This is a genomic window from Paenibacillus pedocola, from assembly GCF_031599675.1.
GTDB lineage: Bacteria > Bacillota > Bacilli > Paenibacillales > Paenibacillaceae > Paenibacillus_AQ > Paenibacillus_AQ pedocola.
This window is the reverse complement of record NZ_CP134223.1, coordinates 6,116,260-6,135,694: the sequence shown is the minus strand read 5'-3', so window position 1 is coordinate 6,135,694 and position 19,435 is coordinate 6,116,260. Positions and strand designations below refer to the sequence as shown.

The window sequence follows — 19,435 nt, the reverse complement described above, 5'->3', positions numbered from 1 at the left end:
TAAACTATAATCCAATCCAAGATGATGAGGTGCACATTATGATCCGACCCCTGAAAGCCAAAAAAATTCTATCCCTGCTGTTAGCAGCCTCCTTGCTTGTACTGCCGGTGCATGCCGCCAAAGCCGAAGCGGCAGAATCGGCAGAAGCCATTCTCAGCAGCGTGCCTGCGGGGCAAGTCAGCCAATATAATTATTTTAATAACGTGTATGAGCATTTGAACGATGAGAATCATGTCTTCAAGACAGCAACCTATGAGGATATCGTTCATTTGTTCGAAAGTGAAGGGAACTATGCAGTGCTGGTTGGCGGAGCATGGAGTGAAAATACGCAGGCAGATATCGGATTTATTAATGAGGTCGCGAAAGAATATGGCGTATCGACTATTTATAACTTCGATACCAAGCTGGATGGCGAAACGCTTAATATTGCGGACAGCACCAATAAATATGCATACAAATACGTAGATCTAGTTAACAAATACTTAAAGAACTTGTCCTTATATGATAAAAATGATCCCGGCCACAATGTGAGTTATGTGAATAAAGCAGGAGAGACGGTTACCGCTAATAAGATCGATTCGCCTTTCCTGTTCATCTATAACAAAGACCATGTAGATGCGAGCGGAAACAAGGCGCCGATCGTTTCGTATTTGAATGAGAGTAAGTCCTGGAGCGATTTTCAGAGCAGCGGCTCGCTCGATGCTGCTAAGGTTAATGCTTACAAAGCGCAGCTAAGACAGGTGTTCGGCTCCGTCACCGCGTATAGTGTTGTGGATGAGTCTGCATACATCAAAGCAGCGTTTAACCGGAACTATGAAGGCGAGAACCCGGGCAAGCCCACGATTTTTAATGATTCGGACGGGACACTTGTTTTCGAGCATGTAACCTATCACCAGCTGAAGCAGATTTTGGCCAGTGAAGGGAATTATGCGGTTCTCCTCGGCGGCTCCTGGTGCCCGAATACGCAGGCTATCATTAAATACATTAATGAGTATGCGAAAAAATACAACATCGATAAAATCTATTTCTTCGATACCAAATTGGATGCCGGTGTCACCGTTGCCGAGCCTGATAATAACAGCGGGACAAAGGGCAGCGCCAACCCCCATAACAACAACGAGCTGCAGATCCGGACAACGAACCATGCTTATGCCAAGCTGTATGTGGATTTGGTAAAAACCTATTTGACCAATATCAAAACAGAGAACAACACGGCAGCTACGCCTTCGGTCATCAGCTATGTGGATGCGAACGGAAATACGGTTACGGGTGACAGACTGCAGGTTCCTTACCTGTTTACCTATAACAAAGATAATAAGGATACAGACGGAAATAGCGCTCCTATCCTGGGACATGTGGAACTCATGTATGGCTGGGAAAATATTCAACCTACCTATGTAGACACTAAGAATCCTGCTTATGCGGTGGGGGCCAGATATAACAACGCGGTCAAAGCGCTGAACAGCCTCTTCTCCAGACTGGAAGCTGTACCTGCAGGCCTCAGCGGCGTGTCCCCGACCTCTGCTGCGGGCAGTGACGGGCAAATTACAGGAACTTTGAATAAGGCGCTCGAATATAGAAGCGTTGCGGATGCAGTGTACACGGCTGTAACCGGGGTAGCCATTACCGGTCTGGCACCGGGCACTTATGTAGTAAGATATGCATCCAAGCCGGGCTACCAGGGACCGACTACAGTGGACGGAGCAACAGCCATTGCATATAAAGCGGGTCTGTCGGTCAGCGTGGAGGTTCCGGCCTATGGTGAGCAGGCAGCGCCTTCCGGGCTGGCAGGTATTGCACCGACTACACCGGAGAACAAAGACGGCCGCATTACAGGCACCACTACAGCTCTGGAATATAAGCTGTCAACAGTGACGGATTATGTATATGCCACTGATGTGGAAATCACAGGCTTGATTCCAGGCACTTATCAGGTAAGATATGCAGCCAAGGAAGGGTACAACTCAGGCCGGGTGACGGAGGTAGTCGTACCGGCGTATACCGCTGAGCAAGCGGCGCCTACAGGTCTGACAGGTATTGCACCCTCTACATCGGCTAATAAGGATGGGCGTATCACAGGGACGACGCAAGACCAGGAATACAAGCTGGCCACAGCTACAAGCTATGTCTATGCGAGTGATAAAGAAATCACAGGCCTTATCCCGGGCACATATAACGTCAGATATGCAGCCAAAGAGGGATATAAGGCAGGGAAATCGGCAGATGTCATCGTTCCGGAATATACAGCACCTTCGGGCGGAAATAACTCATCTTCCGGAGGCGGAACTTCGGCGCCAGTTGTAAATACGGGACCTGCTGTGACTACATCAGGCAACACGGTAACCGCAGTAACCAAGGCGGCAACGACTACGGATGAGTCAACAGGAGTCACTACCGCAACCCTGACCGCAGCTGAAGCTGAAGAGCTTGCCAAGAGCGCCAAACAGGCGGAGACTGAGGGCAAGCAGGCTGTGCTGGAGATTGAGGTAGCAGCATCGGCTCAGACGCAAACAGCGGAGCTGACCTTGCCGAGAAGCGCATTTAATGCCATCACGGACAGCACAAATGCTGTCATCCGAATCAATTATTTGAAGGTAGGTACAATTACCTTTGATGCCAAATCAGCAGCAACCATAAGCGGGGCAGCTGATGCCGGAGATATCACCATCACCATTGCTAAAGTATCCTTGAATGACGAAGGTAAGGCTGTGCTTGGTGACAGACCGGTGTATGATCTGACGGTAAAAGCCGGCGACAGCGCGGTTGCGGATTTCGGCGGAGGCAAAGTCAAGATCAGTGTGGCTTACACGCTGCATGCAGGCGAAGATGCTCACGCCGTAATTGTCTACTATATTACCGCTTCCGGTAATCTGGAAACGGTGCGCGGTAATTATCAGGCAGCGTCGAGCAGCGTGGATTTTGTAACGACCCATTTCTCCCAGTATATTATCGGCTACAACAAAATAACGTTTGCCGATGTTGCTGCATCCTCCTGGTACAGTGAAGCGGTCGGTTATCTGGCAGCCAGAAGCATTACCTCCGGTACGGACGGTAATAACTACAGCCCGAATGCGGCACTGACGAGAGGACAATTCGTAGTCCTGCTGCTCAAAGCTTACGGGATTGCCCCGGAGAACGATGGCGCAGCTAACTTTACGGATGCCGGAACGTCCTATTATTCCAACTATCTGGCTGCAGCCAAGCGCCTAGGCATAGCGACCGGCTCAGGGAATAATCAGTTCAAGCCGGATAATCAAATTACACGGCAGGAGCTGTTTACATTGCTCTACCGCTCCCTGACTATTCTGGGAGAGCTGCCTGAAGGAACTGGCAATACAGCCCTGTCCGGCTTTAGCGATGCATCGCAGGTTGCGGGATATGCGGAGGAAGCACTGCAGGCGCTTATTGCAGGCGGAATTATTGAAGGGAACAACGGCAAACTGGACCCTCAGGGAATATCGACAAGAGCTCAAGCAGCCCAAGTTATTTTTAATCTGCTGGAGAGATGAGCAAATAACGGTAATGATAACGGTGAAATGGAAAAAGCAGCCTTCGGGCTGCTTTTTGTCGTCGAACGGATGCTTTACGAAGTTTCGCACCTTCCGCTGTAAAAGGTATAAAACCTAATAGATATATAGAGTTAAATTTTGATAGAATAGGAATACTATTGAAGGAATTTCTATAAGGTTACCTATTACAGATTCTGAGAGGAGCTTCTCTAATGAGCCTTGCGGAAGAACCGGTGATTTCAATTTCCGGCCTATGGATGAACTACAGTGACAGGATGGTGCTGCGGGGAATCGACCTTGTGGTCTACCCCGGACAAATTATCGGCTATATCGGTCCCAACGGGGCAGGCAAAAGCACGACCGTCAAAATCATGCTCGGCCTGGTAGAAGGATACACCGGCACAGTGAGTATTTTTGGCAGGGATATCGCAGACGGTGATGCTGCTTACAAAAGACGGATCGGTTACGTGCCTGAAGTTGCCGAGCTGTACGACAGCCTGACCGCCAGAGAGTATCTGACCTTTATCGGCGAGCTCTATGGAATGAAGCGGGCTGAGGCAGATGCCAAGGCGGAGAAGCTGATGGGACTGCTGAACCTGGAACGGGCATACGATATGCGGATCGCTTCCTTTTCTAAGGGAATGAAGCAGAAGGTGCTGCTGATCTCAAGTATGCTGCATGATCCTGATATTTTGTTCCTGGACGAGCCGCTGAGCGGGTTGGATGCCAACAGTGTAATGATCGTTAAGGAGATTTTTGCTTCACTTGCTGCCAGGGGCAAAACTATCTTTTACTCCTCGCATATTATGGATGTCGTTGAGAAGATCAGCAGCCGGATTATTCTGATTGACGGCGGTGATATTGTGGCAGACGGAAGTTTTGCTGAGCTCAAGGAACAGAGTAAGGAAGGGTCGCTTGAAGGGATTTTCAATGAACTGACCGGATTTGATAAATACCGTGATATTGCCGGCGAGTTTGTCGCGGTCATCGGAGAAGGTGCCCGGCATGAATGACTTTTTCGTGCTGAGACTGCTGGACCGGCTGCAGGGCGGCTTCCGGAGAATCGGAGTCGACTACCCGGTACTGCGCAGCATACTCCAGCTTAAACTGACGATGGACGGCAGGAGGACACCGACAGTGCTTGCCGGGGGGAAGGACAGTAAGCAGAATGCGGATGGATCGCCTTTTCGGATACAGTGGATCTATTTGCTGCTCGGCCTGGTGCTGATCGCCTTTGTGGTGCCGGAGGGTAATTATCTATTTTCAATGAGCATCGCCTTCGGGATTGCTATGTTTATGATCTCCACTACGCTAATCTCGGATTTCTCGTCGGTCATGCTGGATTTACGGGACAAAAACATCCTGTTTGTAAGACCGGTGAACCGCCGGACCTTAAATATGGCGAAAAGCTTACATATTCTGATTTATCTGTTTACGTTAACGCTGACTCTTATGGGGCCTTCGCTGGTCTTCTCCTTATTTAAGCAGGGGGTGCTCTTTTTCCTCATCTATGCCGCAGAAATTATCCTGATGGACTGCCTGATACTGGTGATTACGGGCCTCATCTATTTGCTGATTCTACGGGTATTTGACGGGGAAAAGCTGAAGGACATCATTAATTATGTCCAGATCATTCTGTCCATCGGGATTACGGTGGGTTACCAGCTGATCTCCCGGCTGTTCAATATGGCAGATCTCAGCATCTCCTTTAAACCGGCCTGGTGGCAGTATTTTCTGGCACCTGTCTGGTTTGCGTCACCTTTCGAACGTTTGCTGGGTGGGACCCGTTCAGCCAACCTCACGGTAATGGCGGTACTGGCGCTCGTGGTTCCGGTACTGCTGCTTGCGGTTTACATTAAGTTGATGCCGCTGTTTGAGCGGAGTCTGCAGAAGCTTGCGGAACAGGGAGTTGGAGGAAAAGACAGCGGGCGCCTGCCGCGCCGTTTGTCAGAAATCGTCTGCCGGAGTAAAGAAGAGGCCATGTTCTTCCGCTTCACCTGGTCGATGATGCGTAATGAGCGGGATTTCAAGCTCAAGGTATATCCCACCTTCGGGCTATCCCTGATTCTGCCGTTCATCTTCATCTTTAACTCGCTGAGCAGCGGGAATATGGATGCAGTCCGCAATTCCAGAGCCTTTTTGTTCATCTATTTTTGTGCCCTGCTGATGATGACCGCTGTGCAAATGCTGCGATATTCTACAAGCTACAAAGCCGCCTGGATTTATAAGGCTATTCCTATACGTGAGACGGCTCCGGTCTACCGCGGCATGCTTAAGGCAGCTGTTCTACGTTTGCTGCTGCCGCTTTTTGTTATAGAGTCAGCAATATTCCTGTGGCTGTTCGGAGTACGGCTGGTGCCGCATCTGATCATTGTGCTGCTGTCCCTGCTTGTATATTCCGTACTGTGCTTCCGCCTTTTGCCGCAGTCGCTTCCTTTTTCGGAAAAGTACAGTGCGGCCAGACAGAAGGATTTTACAGGGAGCGCGTTTCTGCAGCTGTTTATATTGATACTTTTTGCAGGACTTCATTATCTGGTCACCCTGATACCATTCGGAATTTATATCTATGTTCCAATTCTGGTAATCGCCAACTGGTGGATCTGGAGTGTTTCCTTCTCGGATGCAGCTTCGCGGCCGCGGCAGATTCCAACCTTGCGCTTGTAGGGCTTTGACAAATATGGACAATTATTGCCTTCGGCAAAAAAAGGGTCAAAGTTCCAGTATTTACTTAGACAGTATAGCAAATACAAGGTAGAATACAGCTAAAGTCACTTCTCATGGAACTCTATAATCTTTCTACACTCTTCCATTTATCTGATATTCGTAAATAGGTTTTTATACTTGAGAATGAGCTGCAGCGATAATGATAATATAACCGGTGAAGAGGTCAACTATGGATCAGATGGGAACCCACTATAATACATGGATTGTTTTACTATCTTTTGCACTTGCTGTAATAGCGGCTTATTCAGCGCTTAACCTGATTTCCCAGGTTTCCCATTCCAACCGTAAAATCCGCAGGTTCTGGCTTGTAGCTGGTGCAGTTGTGCTTGGGGCCGGGCTTTGGGCGATGCACTATGCCGGCATTTCCACTCTGGAGACAGAAGGCAATCTCCATTACGATCCTGTTGCCCAAGGTATCTCCGTAATCGTCACCCTGCTGGCAGCTTATGTCGGTATATTTTTATTCAGGAAATTCAGGGGACAAGGGAACTTTAATTTCTGGAAGCTTGGCTCCGCGTTATTCATCGGTTTCGCTGTTACAGGCATGCACTTTATCAGCCTAAGAGCGAGCCGCTTGGAGCTTGACAGCTGGCTTGGAACAAAGCCATTTGCCATGGAGAATGTTATCCTGCTGACCGGAGTTTCGCTGGTTGCCCTGTTTATGCTCGCCATCTCCGGAGGGGCCGTTTTCCTCGACCGTCATGTGCTGGAAATTATGGCCTATAATGATCCGCTGACAGAGCTGCCGAACCGGCATGGTCTGGAGCGTTATTTCAAGGATGAGTTTTTCGGGGTGAATTCAGGTGCGGTGTTTTTTGTGGATCTGGATCGCTTTAAGTCGATTAATGATACGCTCGGGCATGATGTCGGTGATTTGCTGCTGCAGGAGGTCGCAGACCGGTTAAGAAAATGTGTCTCCCTGAAAGGCAAGGTCTTCCGGCTCGGCGGCGACGAATTTCTGATTGCTCTGCCCGATTGCGGTATAGAGGATGCCCAGGAGGCGGCACAGCATATTCTGCGGGAGATTAAGAAATCCTACAGTGTCGAGGGCAACGAGCTGTATGTGACGGCCAGCATCGGCATCAGCATGGCTCCGGTGCACGGAACGGACCGTTCTGCGCTTATGAAAGCCGCTGACACGGCGCTGTATACCTCCAAGGACTCCGGCAAGAATAAATTCAGTGTATTCGACCAGGAGATGAACCGTCATCAAGTGCGGCGGATGTCACTGGAGAAGGATCTGCGCAGGGCACTCGCCCGTTCGGAATTTATGGTAGTCTACCAGCCTAAGTGGGATTCACTCATGAATGTTACTGTCGGTCTTGAGGCACTGCTGCGCTGGAGACATCCGGAGCATGGAATTATCTCGCCGGCGGAATTCATTCCGATTGCCGAGGAGACGGGACTGATTGTGCCGATCACGTACTGGATGCTGCACGAAGTATGCGGCCAGAATATGCTGTGGCACCGGGCAGAGGTAGCGAACGTGCCTGTATCCATCAACATGTCGGCGCGGATGTTTGAGGGCGGCAGCCTGTATGATGTAGTGGAAGAGGCGCTCATTCGCTCGGGGCTGGAGCCACATTTCCTGGAGCTGGAGATCACCGAATCAATCGCCATGAACAATATGGAAGAGACGGTTGCCCAGCTCTCCAAACTCCGGGCCCTTGGGGTACGAGTCTCGCTGGATGACTTTGGTACCGGCTTCTCGTCACTCGGCAATCTGGATGAGATTCCGGTGAATACGCTGAAGATTGATCAGGTCTTCATCCGCAAGAGTAAGATGCACTCCAAAAAAGCGATTATCAGCAATATTATTGCTATAGCCAGCAACCTCAATATGGAGGTGGTGGCCGAGGGCGTGGAGACACCGGAGCAGATCGAGCTGCTGCAGTCATTGGGCTGCCGGGTCATGCAGGGCTTCTATTACGGCCGTCCGATGCCGGTGAATGAGCTGGGCCAGTGGTTTATTGAGAACACGGCTTAGACTAGACTATTAATATTCCTGTTCTTGTCTTTGGGCATTAGTATAAGGGACAGCTTGGGGTGAATCATTCACCTCCAAGCTGTCCCTTTAATCTTTAATCTGAGGCTGCCCCGTGTGTGATCCATTCATGCGCGGGGCAGCTGTGTTGTTTACAAGCACTAAAAAAGCAGCCAAGTCCGAGGTAAGAGGACTAGCTGCTTTTTTTCATCCCCCCTTTTAAAGGCAGGGATTCTTTAAAGGCAATTGAAATGAAATGTTGAGGTGGTAGCGGCGGAGGGGAAGTTTGGAACTGTAGGAGCGTTAGCGTACGCCTTTATGTTTGGATTTCTACCGCGTCCAGCGGTTTTATTCAGGAAATCCAAACATAACAGCGGCCGGAAGTCCAAACATTCCCCGCAGCGGCGGCTTTAACCTCAACCAAGGTCATTTTCATTAAGATTTCCTTTAACAAATCCTAAATTTTAAAGTTCTCGACAAGTACCTGCAGCTTCTCCGCAAGCGAAGAGAGAAAGGCTGCGGAGGATTCCACTTCCTGCATCGCGGCAAGCTGTTCCTGCGAGGAGGCGGACAATGTCTCTGCACCCTCGGCGGTCTGGTTGGAGACGGCCACAATGCTCTGGATCGCTTCTACGAGTCCCTCGGAGATCAGCGCCAGCTCGCGTACGGTTTCCGAGATCTGCCGGCTCTGCGAGGACATATCCGATACGGAGTGTTCAATCTCGGAGAATGACTGTCCGGCGGCCATAATCATTTCTCGGCCTTCCACCATTTCACCGGTAGACCGTTTCATCGTCTCTCCGGCCTTGTCCATTTGGGTGACAATCAGGCTGACCAATTGGCCGATCTGGCCGGCGGATTGGGCGGAGCGTTCTGCCAGCTTGCGTACTGATCCGGCAACTACGGCGAAGCCGCGGCCTTCTTCTCCGGCACGGGCAGCTTCGATGGCTGCGTTCAGAGACAATAGATTCGTCTCTTCCGCAATGCCGGCGATCGTGCCCACAATGTTCTCGATCTCCTTGGAGTGACTGCCGAGGGATTCGATGATTTCAGACAGGTCAGTAATGCTGTCGCTAACAACCTGCATCTGAGAGGTGGTGGAATCCATAGATTCCCGGCCTGTACGGGCCTTAAGGGCATTGCTGGCAGCCGTATTCATTGCGCTGTCGGCATTATTGGCGATCTCAGTGATGAACCGGGACATCTCCTGAACCGACCGGTAGCTTCCCTCCAAATTTCGCAGCTGGGTATGAGCCCCGTCGGCTAATTCGAGGGTTACATTGACGCTGTGTTCACCGGCGCGGTTCGTCTCCTGTGCACTGGCGGACAGCTCCTGTGAGGAAGAGGCCACCAGCATGGAAGTATCATTGACCTGAGTGATAAGAGTGCGCAGGCTCGTCGTCATCTCATTGAAATCACGGGCCAGTGTGCCAATTTCGTCCTTGCTGTCAAACAGGAGCGGATCATGGGAAAGATCACCCTTAGCTACGGTGTTTACGGAACTGGAGAGCTTAGTCAGCGGACTTACCAGGCGGCGGATGAACAGGTATGCTGCAAGGATCGCTACGGCCAGAATAGATATACCGATAATGAAGGGCTGAACAATGATATCCTGTGTCCGTTCCTGAATCAGGGAACCGTCGAAATTGATAGCCATGAGTGCAATGATAGGTTTGGTTGGGTCGTGATCCTGATAGATGGGGCCGTAACCGGTTTTAAGAGAGGTACCTTGATATGTATAAACTTCGGAGTATGCGGAATGCTTCATGGTAGTAATCATATCTTTATCTTTTTGTGAAAAATAAAAGGAGTCTCCTGCTTTATATCCCCTCTTTTTGAAATTAGCATCTGCGGCAAGAACTTTGCCGTCCAGGGAGAGGATGAATGCTTCCTTGAAAATCGGTTTATGCGCATTAATCCAGCCAATACGATCCTCGATGGCGGAAAGTTTACTGTTGTCTCCTGCGGCAAGAGCCGCTATGTCAACGGGGTCAACGAGGCCGGTTGTGATATTGGCGCAGCCTACCAATTCAATACCCGCGGCTTCATCTAATTGATTGTACGCAGCGCGGTATCCGAAGAACCCGATGGATGATCCGACAAGAAGTAATACAATGAGCATCATCCAAGTTAATTTTGTTGCCAATTTCATTTTTAGCACCACCAACCCTGACTATAGTTAATTTTATGTGATAATTGCTATCACTGCTAAGATTATAGCGCATCGCTGGGTCCAGAGAATGTAGTTTTTTTGTGTCGAAAAAGGACGAATTTGTCTGAAAAAAGCAGCCTTGCAATGATACTTGTCATACCAAAGACAAAAAGCATTGAATCATAACCTGTAAAAATGATACGCTAGATGCAGGACAAACGGACTGGGAGTGAAAGGAATGCCGCAGCAAATTGATCCGTTGGTAGAATCCTTGGGATTATCCATGTGGAGAGTACAACGCAGAATTACATCACAGATGTCTTTGCATAAAGAAATGGGCCTTACTGTTCCGCAGTTCCACCTGCTGCATATCATTGCACAAGAGAAGCAGGCGAGGGTCATCCAGCTTGCCGAGAAGCTGGAGGTGAAATCGAGCGCGGTTACCGTCATGCTGGACCGTCTGGAGCTGCTGGAGCTTACCGCCCGTGTTCCGGATGAGAATGACCGCCGAGCCGTCAGTGTGACGCTTACCACGAAGGGTGAGGAACTGCTCAAAGAAGCACAATACCGGTCGCTGCTTCTGTTGACCGAACACTTATCGATTTTGAAGCCGGAGGAACTGAAGAATTTTGCCGAATATTACATGCTGCTGGAGAAGCAGGAACGATAACCGGCCGGCTTATACCGTTGAAACGACAAACAGCCACGCTCCAACAATGGAGCGTGGCTGTTTGTGTAATTAGTACCTGAGCTTATTCTTTGTCCGGCGCTTTGTCCGGCAGCTGCGTAACATAGCTGTCCGACAGCTGGCGTAATCTCAGCGCACGGGTGTATTCATCTTCGGTTCCGGCAGGGGATTTCCCTCCGGCTGCAAGGGTGTACTGCGTATTGTCCTCAAAGCTGTTGCCGGGAATGAGCAATGCGGAACTGGCGATAAAGGACCCGGTTGGCAGGTAGTAACGCTGCGGCAGCAGATTGTATGTCTGGGCGGTGATGTCCTGGCCAAAATGAATAGTGTCAGCCATGGGTACACCCAGCAGGCTGGCTGCTGTCGGCATAATATCGACTTCACCGCCGACCTGTTCGAGTGTCTGTGGCGCAAGGCTGCCCTGTTCATGGATAATGAGCGGAATGTTAAGCATGTCGGCATACCCGTATTCATGCCCGTATATTTCCTCCATTAATTCCTTATCGTCATGATCCAGCGAATAAATCGGCAGCCCCATATGGTCTCCATATACCATGATCAGACTGTTGTCCCAGAGGCCGTTTGCTTTGAGCTCTTCAACAAATTGTCCAAAGGCATAGTCAGCATAATTCTGGGACCGGACATAGTCACCGACAAAAGTGCCTTCATAACGCTCCGGCAGCTTCATCTGGTATTTCTCTGCAGGAATCGTAAACGGATGATGGGCAGACATCGAAATCACTTGAGCGTAGAACGGCTTGCCGTCCCCTTCCATTTCTTTGAGCTGATCGGCCGTTTTGCGGTAGAGCACTTCATCGGATGCCCCGAAGAAGAAGGTATCCTCATCACCGAAGAACTTATGGTCATAATAATGCTCCCAGCCCAGCGCGCTGTATAGTTCGCCGCGGTTCCAGAACTCCACATCATTTGTATGGAAGGTTGCTGTCTGATAACCGTTTGCCTGCAGCAGGCGGGGCAGACTCGGCAGCTCTTTATCTACATAAGACATCGTTGCCGCACCTTGCGGCGGAATATAGAAGGAAGAGTTGACTACAAATTCAGCATCTGATGTATTCCCCTGGCCTACCATCTGATAGAAGTTAGGGAAATACAGGCTGTCTTTCATCAGACTGTTCAGGTTCGGTGTAATTTCCTTGCCGTCGATCGTAAGCCCCAGCAAAAAGCTCTGGAACGACTCCAGCTGGATGATAATCAGGTTCTTGCCTTTGGCCGTACCCTGGAACGGGGAGACCGCAGCCGTGTCGATGCCCTTCACCTGGTTAATAACATCCTGGGTAATCTCGCTGGCCTTCACCAGTTCCGGTTTGTCTTGAGCAAAAATGGTATAAGCCTCATAATTGAGGAGACCCATTTCCTGGGCTTTCTTGATTTCATTCATGCTGGCCTTATTGGGCAGAATGTTGAACAGGCACAGTCCGAATGACACTGCAAACAGCAGGCTGTATGAGAACTTTGAGGTTCCGGTGCGGCGGTTGATGTTTTCCTTCTTATAATCTCGGCCTTTTTTATTAAAGAAGAAGTACGCCCCAAGAATAATGATATCGGCAAAAATCAGCAGATAATACGGGTCCATTAATGAAAATACACTGTTGCGCACAGCAGTGACCTGATTCACCTGCTCGGCTGCATGGTATGTGACAATGACACCATAATATTTGAAATACATAATGGCTGCAAAAAAGATAGCGGTAACTAGCAGGTTCACCAGCATGTAATACCCGAGCTTCCGTTTGGAGGCGAAGGCCTCAATGAGACAAAAAAGGGCCCAGACAAAAGGGATTTCAGTAATTATAGATTTCCAGGACAGCAAATCGCCGAAAATAACGCCCCAGGCCAGGAAACTTTTGAGGATAAAGATGATCGTGAAAAAGATGAATGGTTTGACCAACCACCGTCTAATTGTTAAAGATGACACAGCTTCGCCTTCTTTCTGCGGGATGAAACGCCGCTTCCCGGCTGGGAGGATGCAGCGTAAAGACAAGAAAATTCCATATTAATAGAACTTATTATGCAGCGCTGGCCGTTGAATGTCAAAAAACAGAAATGCCGTATAAGCCCCGTGGAATGCGTAAGATCAGATGCGCATCTCTGCAGCAGAGATTATCGTACTCAAATGAGGGTATACAGGGAAAAAAGCACGAAAATGACTGCCTGCGCCAAAAAGGGCAAGGCGGATAAAGGAGGTGGACTCTATATATGGAATACGCGGTGTTTTCCCTTTCGGTAAGGACTTTGGTGGAATATGTGTTCAGCAGCGGCAGCCTGGAGCCGGGATTCCGCAGCGGTGCGGCAATGGCAGAGGGGACACGTATTCATCAGCATATCCAAAAGCAATATAAGGAAGGTGACCGCAAGGAGGTCTACCTCAAGACGGAGATTCCTCATGAAGGGCTTCTATTCGTCATCGATGGACGGTGTGACGGCCTGTTAACCGGAGAGAATGGGACCGTTACGGTGGAAGAGATTAAATCTACGGCCGAGCTGCTGGAGCCGGATTTCGCAGGACGGGATGTTCACTGGGCGCAGGCGCTTATGTATGCCTACATGATTTGTCTTGAGCAGGAGCTAGCCGGTATAGAAGTGAAGCTTACCTACGTCCGGCGCGGCGGTGAGGAGCAGCAGAGCCTGTACAGGAATGTTACGCGGGAGGAACTGGGCGCCTTCGCTGCGGATACAGTTGCCAAGTACGCTCCTTATGCAGAGCTGATGGTCCGCCACGGGAACAAGAAGGACATCAGCATCCGGCAGTTGTCGTTTCCTTTTCCCGCTTACCGGGAGGGACAGCGGCATTTCGCTGCTGCAGTTTATAAGTCGGTTTCGGACGGCGTCAATCTGTTTGCACAGGCACCGACGGGCATCGGCAAAACCATGTCTACGCTCTTTCCGGCACTGAAAGCGCTGGGGGAAGGCAAAGCTGCCGGGCTGTTCTATCTGACGGCCAAGACGGTGAACCGGCTGGCTGCCCAAGCGGCGATAGCTATGCTGGTCGATCAGGGACTGCATCTGCATGCCATTACACTTACAGCCAAGGACAAGGCCTGCTTCCGAGAGGAAGGCCTCTGCAGCAAGGAATTCTGCCCCTATAGAGAAGGTTATTATGACCGGATTAATACGGCGCTGCTGGATATGCTTGAGCATGAGACCCTGATGACACAGGAGGTTATTGCCTCGTATGCCAGGAAGCATGAAATCTGCCCGTTCGAGTTCTCGCTCGATGCCGCCTATGCCTGCGATGCGGTCATTTGTGATTACAACTATATCTATGATCCCAGGATCAGCCTTAAGCGGCTGCCGGAGGAACGGAAGAAGAAAACAGTCCTGCTGGTGGATGAAGCGCATAATCTGGTAGACCGCGGCCGTGAAATGTATTCGGCAAGCCTGTCCAAGGCGCCGTTTCTTGCGCTGCAGCGGCAGTATAAATCGGGCAATAAAGCCCTCAGCACAGCAGCCAAAGCAGTCAATGCCTTCTTTATTGCTTTGCGCAAAAGCTGCAGTGAAACAGGCGAGGGGGAATGGGGCAATTATCCGGAGGAGCTTCCCCCCTTACTGGAGGCCTTTGCCCTCGAAGCGGAGGCTCAGCTGCTGTCCCCCTCTCTGCCGCTTCTTGCACCATCCGGGGAAGACGGGGACGGAGACGGGCTGCTGGATACGTATTATGCGGTACAGGGCATGCTGCGTACTTTTAAAATCTACGATGAGCGGTATATTACCTATGCCGAGGTTCAGCGCGGGGATGTCTATCTGAAGCTGTTCAATCTGGATCCTTCCTACCTGCTGCAGCAAATGGGCAAAAGCTTCCGCAGCCAGATTCTGTTCTCGGCAACGCTGTCCCCCCTCTCGTATTACAGGGACATGCTGGGGGCGCGGGAGGAGGATTACAGCCTGATGGTTCCTTCGCCTTTTCATAAGGAACAATGGCAGGTATCCGTGCTTCCGGTATCCACGCGATACCGAGACCGGGAGGATTCCCTGTTCCCGCTCTGTGATGCGCTGAAGGGAATGACAGCCCGTAAAGGCAACTATCTTGTGTTTTTCCCTTCCTATGCTTATCTGCAGAATGTATATGCGCTGTTTACTGAGAAATATCCGGAGGTCCCCACGCTTGTGCAAAGCACCGGTATGAGCGAACCGGACAGGGAGAGCTTTCTCGCCTCCTTCCGCCCGGATAATCCGCAGACCCTGCTTGGCTTCGCCGTGCTGGGCGGGATTTTCTCGGAGGGGGTTGATTTGCCGGGCGACCGCCTGAACGGTGTAATGGTCGTGGGCGTCGGTTTGCCGCAGGTAGGGCTTGAGCGTAATCTGCTGCGCGCTTATTTCCAATCCCAGGGTAAGAACGGCTTCGATTATGCCTATGTCTACCCGGGCATGTGCAAGGTGCTGCAGGCGGGGGGCCGGCTGATCCGCAGCGAGAGCGACAACGGAACGATTATACTGGCGGATGACCGTTTCCTCCAGCATCCTTACCGGGGTCTGCTTCCTGAGGAATGGCGGGACTACCTTGTCATGACGTAAGCGCTTATAATTGTTTATATAATTAAAGAATTGCAAACTATAAAAGGCTGTAAAAGAGGCTGAAAAAATTAGGCTATATAAAGTGATTATAAAAAATACAAAAAGGCGAAAAGCGGCGAAGGGGAAGTTTGGAACTGTAGGAGCGTCAGCGTCCGCCTTTGTCTCCGGATTTCAACCGCGAGAAGCGGTCTAATATAAGAAATCTGGAGACAACAGCGGTCGAAAGTCCAAACATTCCCCGTAGTCGCGCACTACGCCAGTTGGTAAATCAAGAATTCATTTTATATAGCCACCACAGGAGGGAATAATATGACACTTAATATCGGAATCGTAGGCACCGGCTGGTTCTCCAAAGTACATGCGGATTTGCTGGCGGGAATGGAGGATGTGTCGCTCAAAGCCGTATGCGGCAGCAGCCAGGCCAAGGGCGAAGACATGGCCCGGCCTTACGGGGCTGAAGGCTATGGGGAAATTACGGACATGCTGGATGCCCAGAAGCTGGACGCGGTCTATATTTGTGTGCCTCCGCAATCACACGGGGCCATAGAGCGGGCGCTGATTAGACGGGAGATTCCATTCTTCATCGAGAAGCCGCTGGGCTCGAGCACGGAAATTCCGGCCAGCCTCCTGCAGGATATCAAGGAGCATAATCTGCTGACCTCGGTGGGCTATCACTTCCGCTATCAGGAGAATATCCAGCGGCTGAAGGCGGCGCTGGAAGGCGATAAGGTGGGCATGATCGTCGGACAATGGATGGGCGATATGCCGGGCGTAGCCTGGTGGCGCAATCAGGAGCAGTCCGGCGGACAATTTACGGAACAGACCACTCATATCGTGGACCTGCTGCGGTATCTGGCCGGTGAAGTAACGGAGGTCTACGGGCTGTTCGGCAACCGGATCATGCATGAGCGGCATGAAGGGGTGACCGTGTCGGATGTCGGCACCGTATCGCTGAAGCTGGCAAGCGGTATTATCGCGAACATCTCCAATACCTGCGTGCTGCCGGGCGGGGTGGGCCACTGCGGCATCAGCTTCTATAATGACAACGGGCTGCTGGACTGGAATCCAGAGCGTCTGCTGGAAACGCGCAGCGGCGACAGCAAAGAATATGTGAGCACAGGGAATCCCTACCTGACGGAGAGCGAAGCATTCTTGCATGCAGTACGGACCGGAGACCGTTCGCGTATTCTGAGTGATTATGAGGACGGCTATAAGACGCTGAAAGTGACCTGCGCAGCTTTTGATTCAGCAGAGAGCGGCCTGCCGGTTAAGCTGTAGAAAAAAGCCCTGCTGATCCGTATTACAGATCAGCAGGGCTGTGGCCCAAGCGGGGTCGGCCTAGTGGAGGAAAACAGTGAGCAGCGCAGGCGCAAGGCCAATGGAGAACAGCGCTGTCAGAATCATAGCGATACTTGAGATGGTACCGGTCAGAGAGCTGAACTCGAAGGCCTTGGAGGTACCGGTACCGTGCGCAGCGGTTCCCAGCGATACACCGCGCGCAATTTCATTGTCAATGCGGAAGAGGCGCAGTACGGAAGGTCCCATCATCGTTCCCAGTACACCGGTCAGGATGACAAAAACAGCCGTGATGCTCGGGACGCCGCCGATGCTTTGCGAGATGCTCATGGCGATCGGGGTAGTTACCGACCGGGGCACAAGACTGGTAGCCAGTTCACCGCTTAAATGCAGCCATTTGGCCAGCAGCATGGAAGAAAGAACGGCAATTACCGTACCTGACAGCACGCCAGCCGCAATTTCGGCGGCGTGCTTTTTGAGCACCTTGAAGTTTTTATGTAGTGGGATCGCAAAGGCGATAGTCGCCGGCTGCAGCAGCTTAGTCAGCCATTGGCCCCCCGCATTGTAAGAGTCATAAGGAATTCCCGTCACCAGCAGAATGCTGATAATAATCAGCGGGGTGATGATGAGCGGAGAGAAATACATTTTGCCGCTGGAAGTATAGATCCGTTTCGCCAGCAGATAGACCAGCAGCGTGAGGCCGAGCAGAAGCATTCCTGTAATCATGAGTCTCTACGCTCCTTTACTTTATAAATTGCGCCGGTAAGCAGTCCGGAGCCGGCCATGACGGCAAAGGTTCCGACAAGAACCACCGCCAGCACCTGAAGGCCGTCTGCCTCAAGCAGTCTTGAATATTTCATCACTCCCACAGCGGAGGGAATGAAAAACAGCAGCAGTTCGGCAAGCAGCCAGGAGGCACCGACCTCGACCCAGTTCAAGCGGACCGTACCGGATTCCAGCAGCAGGAACAAAATGATCATCCCGATGATACTTCCGGGAATGGGAATATGCAGCATAGGGGTTAGGGTATTAATAAGCATGGAGAAGGCCGTAAGTCCGGCAACCTGCAGCAAGCCTATAGTTATTTTTTTCATAAGGCTTCGCTCCTTTCATTCTAATGAAAGTTTACAACAATTATTTTCATAGGTAAAATGAATATAACGAATAAGTGACATTCCTTTTGTCTATACATGAGGTGAGGATATGGAAATCAGACAGCTGCAGTATTTTGTGCAGGCGGCAAGGCTGAACAGCTTCTCCAGAGCGGCGGAATCCCTGTTTATTACCCAGCCGACGATCAGCAAAATGATCCGCAATCTGGAGGAAGAGCTTGGGGCAGACCTTTTTTACCGTGAAGGCAAAAGCATAAGATTAACCGATGCGGGTGAAATCCTGCTGGCAAAAGCGCAAAATATTGTAGAGTCCTTCGTCAGCCTCTCTTCCGAGCTGGACGGTCTGCGCAATCTGCAGCGCGGCCATATCCGTATCGGTCTGCCGCCCATGGTGGGGGCAAGCTTTTTCCCTGCGGTCATCGGGGAGTTCCACCGGCGTTATCCGGACGTGACCATCCGCCTGCATGAAGACGGAGCCAAAAAAGTAGAAGATGACGTGGAGACGGGCCTGCTGGATATCGGGGCCATTGTGCTTCCTGTAAATACGGCTAAATTTCACTGCTTTACTTTTGTGGAAGAGAAGCTGGAGCTTCTGGTGCCGGTAGGGCACCGTCTGGCGGGTGCGGACTTTGTTGCCCTGAAGGAGCTGGAGGCGGAGGAGTTTGTGCTGTTCCGCGAGGATTTTGCCCTGCATGACCGGATTATTACGGAATGCGTGAAGGCTGGTTTTCAGCCGAAGGTCGTATACGAGAGCTCGCAATGGGACTTAATCAGCCGGATGGTGGCAGCCGGGATGGGTATCGCCTTGCTGCCGGAGACAATCTGCCGGGATATGGACCGTACACGGATTGCGGTTATTCCGTTGACAGAGCCGGTCATTCCCTGGCAGCTTGGCATGATCTGGCGCAGAGACCGCTATTTGTCCTTCGCAGCGAAGGAATGGATTGCTTTTGCCATGCGCGTGCTTGGGGAGCGTTATCTTCCCCCGGAACAAGCGGGAAAAAATGAATAAATGTAAATTTACACTTGTAATATCTTCGACAATTTTTTCTTTTTTTTCAAAATATGTTTTTTGGCATCATGCCTTATGATAGTGGAGAAGTTGATAGAGGGCAGGTGACTAAACGTGAATTTTTACCGGACTTCCCATGAAGAGCCTAGAAGAGATTATAGAGAAGATGAGTTATTTATTACTATAGAGAGCCTTAGAAGCGAGCTGCTGGAGGTAGCGCAGGAACGCAGCCTCAGCGACCATACGGTTGTGGAGCTCAGTCAACGGCTGGACGGATACATTGTCCTGGCTCAGAACAAAATGATGGAGAGTCTGCGGAGCCGCCAAAATGAAGACGCCCCGTACGGGAAAATCACCAAAAGTAAGCGGATTAGAAGCAAGGCAGCCTTCCAGCAGTAGTACTTACTGTACCTGCAGCCTTATTT

The 19,435-nt window shown here is 50.8% G+C and carries 13 protein-coding genes; 9 read left to right on the top strand and 4 right to left on the bottom strand.

The window, feature by feature from the left end; all coding sequences use genetic code 11:
- Window positions 1-38: 38 nt before the first annotated feature.
- The 4 genes from QU597_RS27225 (at window position 39) to QU597_RS27210 (ending at window position 8,220) form a co-directional block, all read left to right on the top strand.
- Window positions 39-3,509, top strand: coding sequence for an S-layer homology domain-containing protein (locus QU597_RS27225; RefSeq protein ID WP_310830609.1), 3,471 nt, complete (start codon window positions 39-41; stop codon window positions 3,507-3,509).
- A gap of 212 nt (window positions 3,510-3,721) precedes the next feature.
- Entirely contained in the window at window positions 3,722-4,522 is an 801-nt protein-coding gene (locus tag QU597_RS27220) for an ABC transporter ATP-binding protein (protein ID WP_310830608.1), read from the top strand.
- On the top strand, window positions 4,515-6,173 hold the full coding sequence (locus QU597_RS27215) for a hypothetical protein (RefSeq protein ID WP_310830607.1): 1,659 nt from the start codon (window positions 4,515-4,517) through the stop codon (window positions 6,171-6,173). Before QU597_RS27220 ends, QU597_RS27215 begins: the two co-directional genes overlap by 8 nt.
- A gap of 229 nt (window positions 6,174-6,402) precedes the next feature.
- The gene (locus QU597_RS27210) at window positions 6,403-8,220 is read left to right on the top strand and encodes a putative bifunctional diguanylate cyclase/phosphodiesterase (RefSeq protein ID WP_310830606.1); all 1,818 of its coding nucleotides are present in this window, start codon (window positions 6,403-6,405) and stop codon (window positions 8,218-8,220) included.
- Window positions 8,221-8,674: 454 nt separating this feature from the next.
- Here QU597_RS27210 and QU597_RS27205 read toward each other — a convergent pair whose 3' ends face one another.
- On the bottom strand, window positions 8,675-10,369 hold the full coding sequence (locus QU597_RS27205) for a methyl-accepting chemotaxis protein (RefSeq protein WP_310830605.1): 1,695 nt from the start codon (window positions 10,367-10,369) through the stop codon (window positions 8,675-8,677).
- Between the two features lie 238 nt (window positions 10,370-10,607).
- On the opposite strand from QU597_RS27205, the gene QU597_RS27200 reads away from it, so the two are divergent.
- Window positions 10,608-11,039 carry a MarR family winged helix-turn-helix transcriptional regulator gene (locus tag QU597_RS27200; RefSeq protein ID WP_310830604.1) on the top strand — a complete coding sequence of 144 codons (432 nt, stop codon included), beginning with the start codon at window positions 10,608-10,610 and terminating at the stop codon, window positions 11,037-11,039.
- Window positions 11,040-11,121: 82 nt separating this feature from the next.
- Here QU597_RS27200 and QU597_RS27195 read toward each other — a convergent pair whose 3' ends face one another.
- Window positions 11,122-12,993: an LTA synthase family protein gene (locus QU597_RS27195; protein ID WP_310830603.1), complete on the bottom strand. Its 1,872-nt coding sequence runs from the start codon at window positions 12,991-12,993 to the stop codon at window positions 11,122-11,124.
- Window positions 12,994-13,274: 281 nt separating this feature from the next.
- Here QU597_RS27195 and QU597_RS27190 point away from each other — a divergent pair, with 281 nt between their 5' ends.
- The gene (locus QU597_RS27190; protein ID WP_310830602.1) at window positions 13,275-15,590 is read left to right on the top strand and encodes an ATP-dependent DNA helicase; all 2,316 of its coding nucleotides are present in this window, start codon (window positions 13,275-13,277) and stop codon (window positions 15,588-15,590) included.
- Between the two features lie 309 nt (window positions 15,591-15,899).
- Window positions 15,900-16,868: a Gfo/Idh/MocA family protein gene (locus tag QU597_RS27185; protein WP_310830601.1), complete on the top strand. Its 969-nt coding sequence runs from the start codon at window positions 15,900-15,902 to the stop codon at window positions 16,866-16,868.
- A 60-nt stretch (window positions 16,869-16,928) separates the two neighbouring features.
- Here QU597_RS27185 and QU597_RS27180 read toward each other — a convergent pair whose 3' ends face one another.
- The gene (locus tag QU597_RS27180; RefSeq protein ID WP_310830600.1) at window positions 16,929-17,612 is read right to left on the bottom strand and encodes a CidB/LrgB family autolysis modulator; all 684 of its coding nucleotides are present in this window, start codon (window positions 17,610-17,612) and stop codon (window positions 16,929-16,931) included.
- Window positions 17,609-17,980: a CidA/LrgA family protein gene (locus tag QU597_RS27175; protein ID WP_310830599.1), complete on the bottom strand. Its 372-nt coding sequence runs from the start codon at window positions 17,978-17,980 to the stop codon at window positions 17,609-17,611. The genes QU597_RS27180 and QU597_RS27175 overlap by 4 nt, the downstream gene beginning before the upstream one ends.
- Before the next feature lie 109 nt (window positions 17,981-18,089).
- Here QU597_RS27175 and cidR point away from each other — a divergent pair, with 109 nt between their 5' ends.
- Both cidR and QU597_RS27165 read left to right on the top strand, forming a co-directional pair.
- The gene (cidR, locus tag QU597_RS27170; protein WP_236335027.1) at window positions 18,090-19,010 is read left to right on the top strand and encodes a cidABC operon transcriptional activator CidR; all 921 of its coding nucleotides are present in this window, start codon (window positions 18,090-18,092) and stop codon (window positions 19,008-19,010) included.
- 114 nt (window positions 19,011-19,124) lie between these two features.
- On the top strand, window positions 19,125-19,409 hold the full coding sequence (locus tag QU597_RS27165) for an aspartyl-phosphate phosphatase Spo0E family protein (RefSeq protein ID WP_310830598.1): 285 nt from the start codon (window positions 19,125-19,127) through the stop codon (window positions 19,407-19,409).
- Window positions 19,410-19,435: the final 26 nt, after the last annotated feature.

Coding starts and splice junctions, on each gene's coding strand:
- QU597_RS27225 (WP_310830609.1), top strand. CDS start 39: ATGATCCGACCCCTGAAAGCCAAAAAAATTCTATCCCTGCTGTTAGCA.
- QU597_RS27220 (WP_310830608.1), top strand. CDS start 3,722: ATGAGCCTTGCGGAAGAACCGGTGATTTCAATTTCCGGCCTATGGATG.
- QU597_RS27215 (WP_310830607.1), top strand. CDS start 4,515: ATGAATGACTTTTTCGTGCTGAGACTGCTGGACCGGCTGCAGGGCGGC.
- QU597_RS27210 (WP_310830606.1), top strand. CDS start 6,403: ATGGATCAGATGGGAACCCACTATAATACATGGATTGTTTTACTATCT.
- QU597_RS27205 (WP_310830605.1), bottom strand. CDS start 10,369: ATGAAATTGGCAACAAAATTAACTTGGATGATGCTCATTGTATTACTT.
- QU597_RS27200 (WP_310830604.1), top strand. CDS start 10,608: ATGCCGCAGCAAATTGATCCGTTGGTAGAATCCTTGGGATTATCCATG.
- QU597_RS27190 (WP_310830602.1), top strand. CDS start 13,275: ATGGAATACGCGGTGTTTTCCCTTTCGGTAAGGACTTTGGTGGAATAT.
- QU597_RS27185 (WP_310830601.1), top strand. CDS start 15,900: ATGACACTTAATATCGGAATCGTAGGCACCGGCTGGTTCTCCAAAGTA.
- QU597_RS27180 (WP_310830600.1), bottom strand. CDS start 17,612: ATGATTACAGGAATGCTTCTGCTCGGCCTCACGCTGCTGGTCTATCTG.
- QU597_RS27175 (WP_310830599.1), bottom strand. CDS start 17,980: ATGAAAAAAATAACTATAGGCTTGCTGCAGGTTGCCGGACTTACGGCC.
- cidR (WP_236335027.1), top strand. CDS start 18,090: ATGGAAATCAGACAGCTGCAGTATTTTGTGCAGGCGGCAAGGCTGAAC.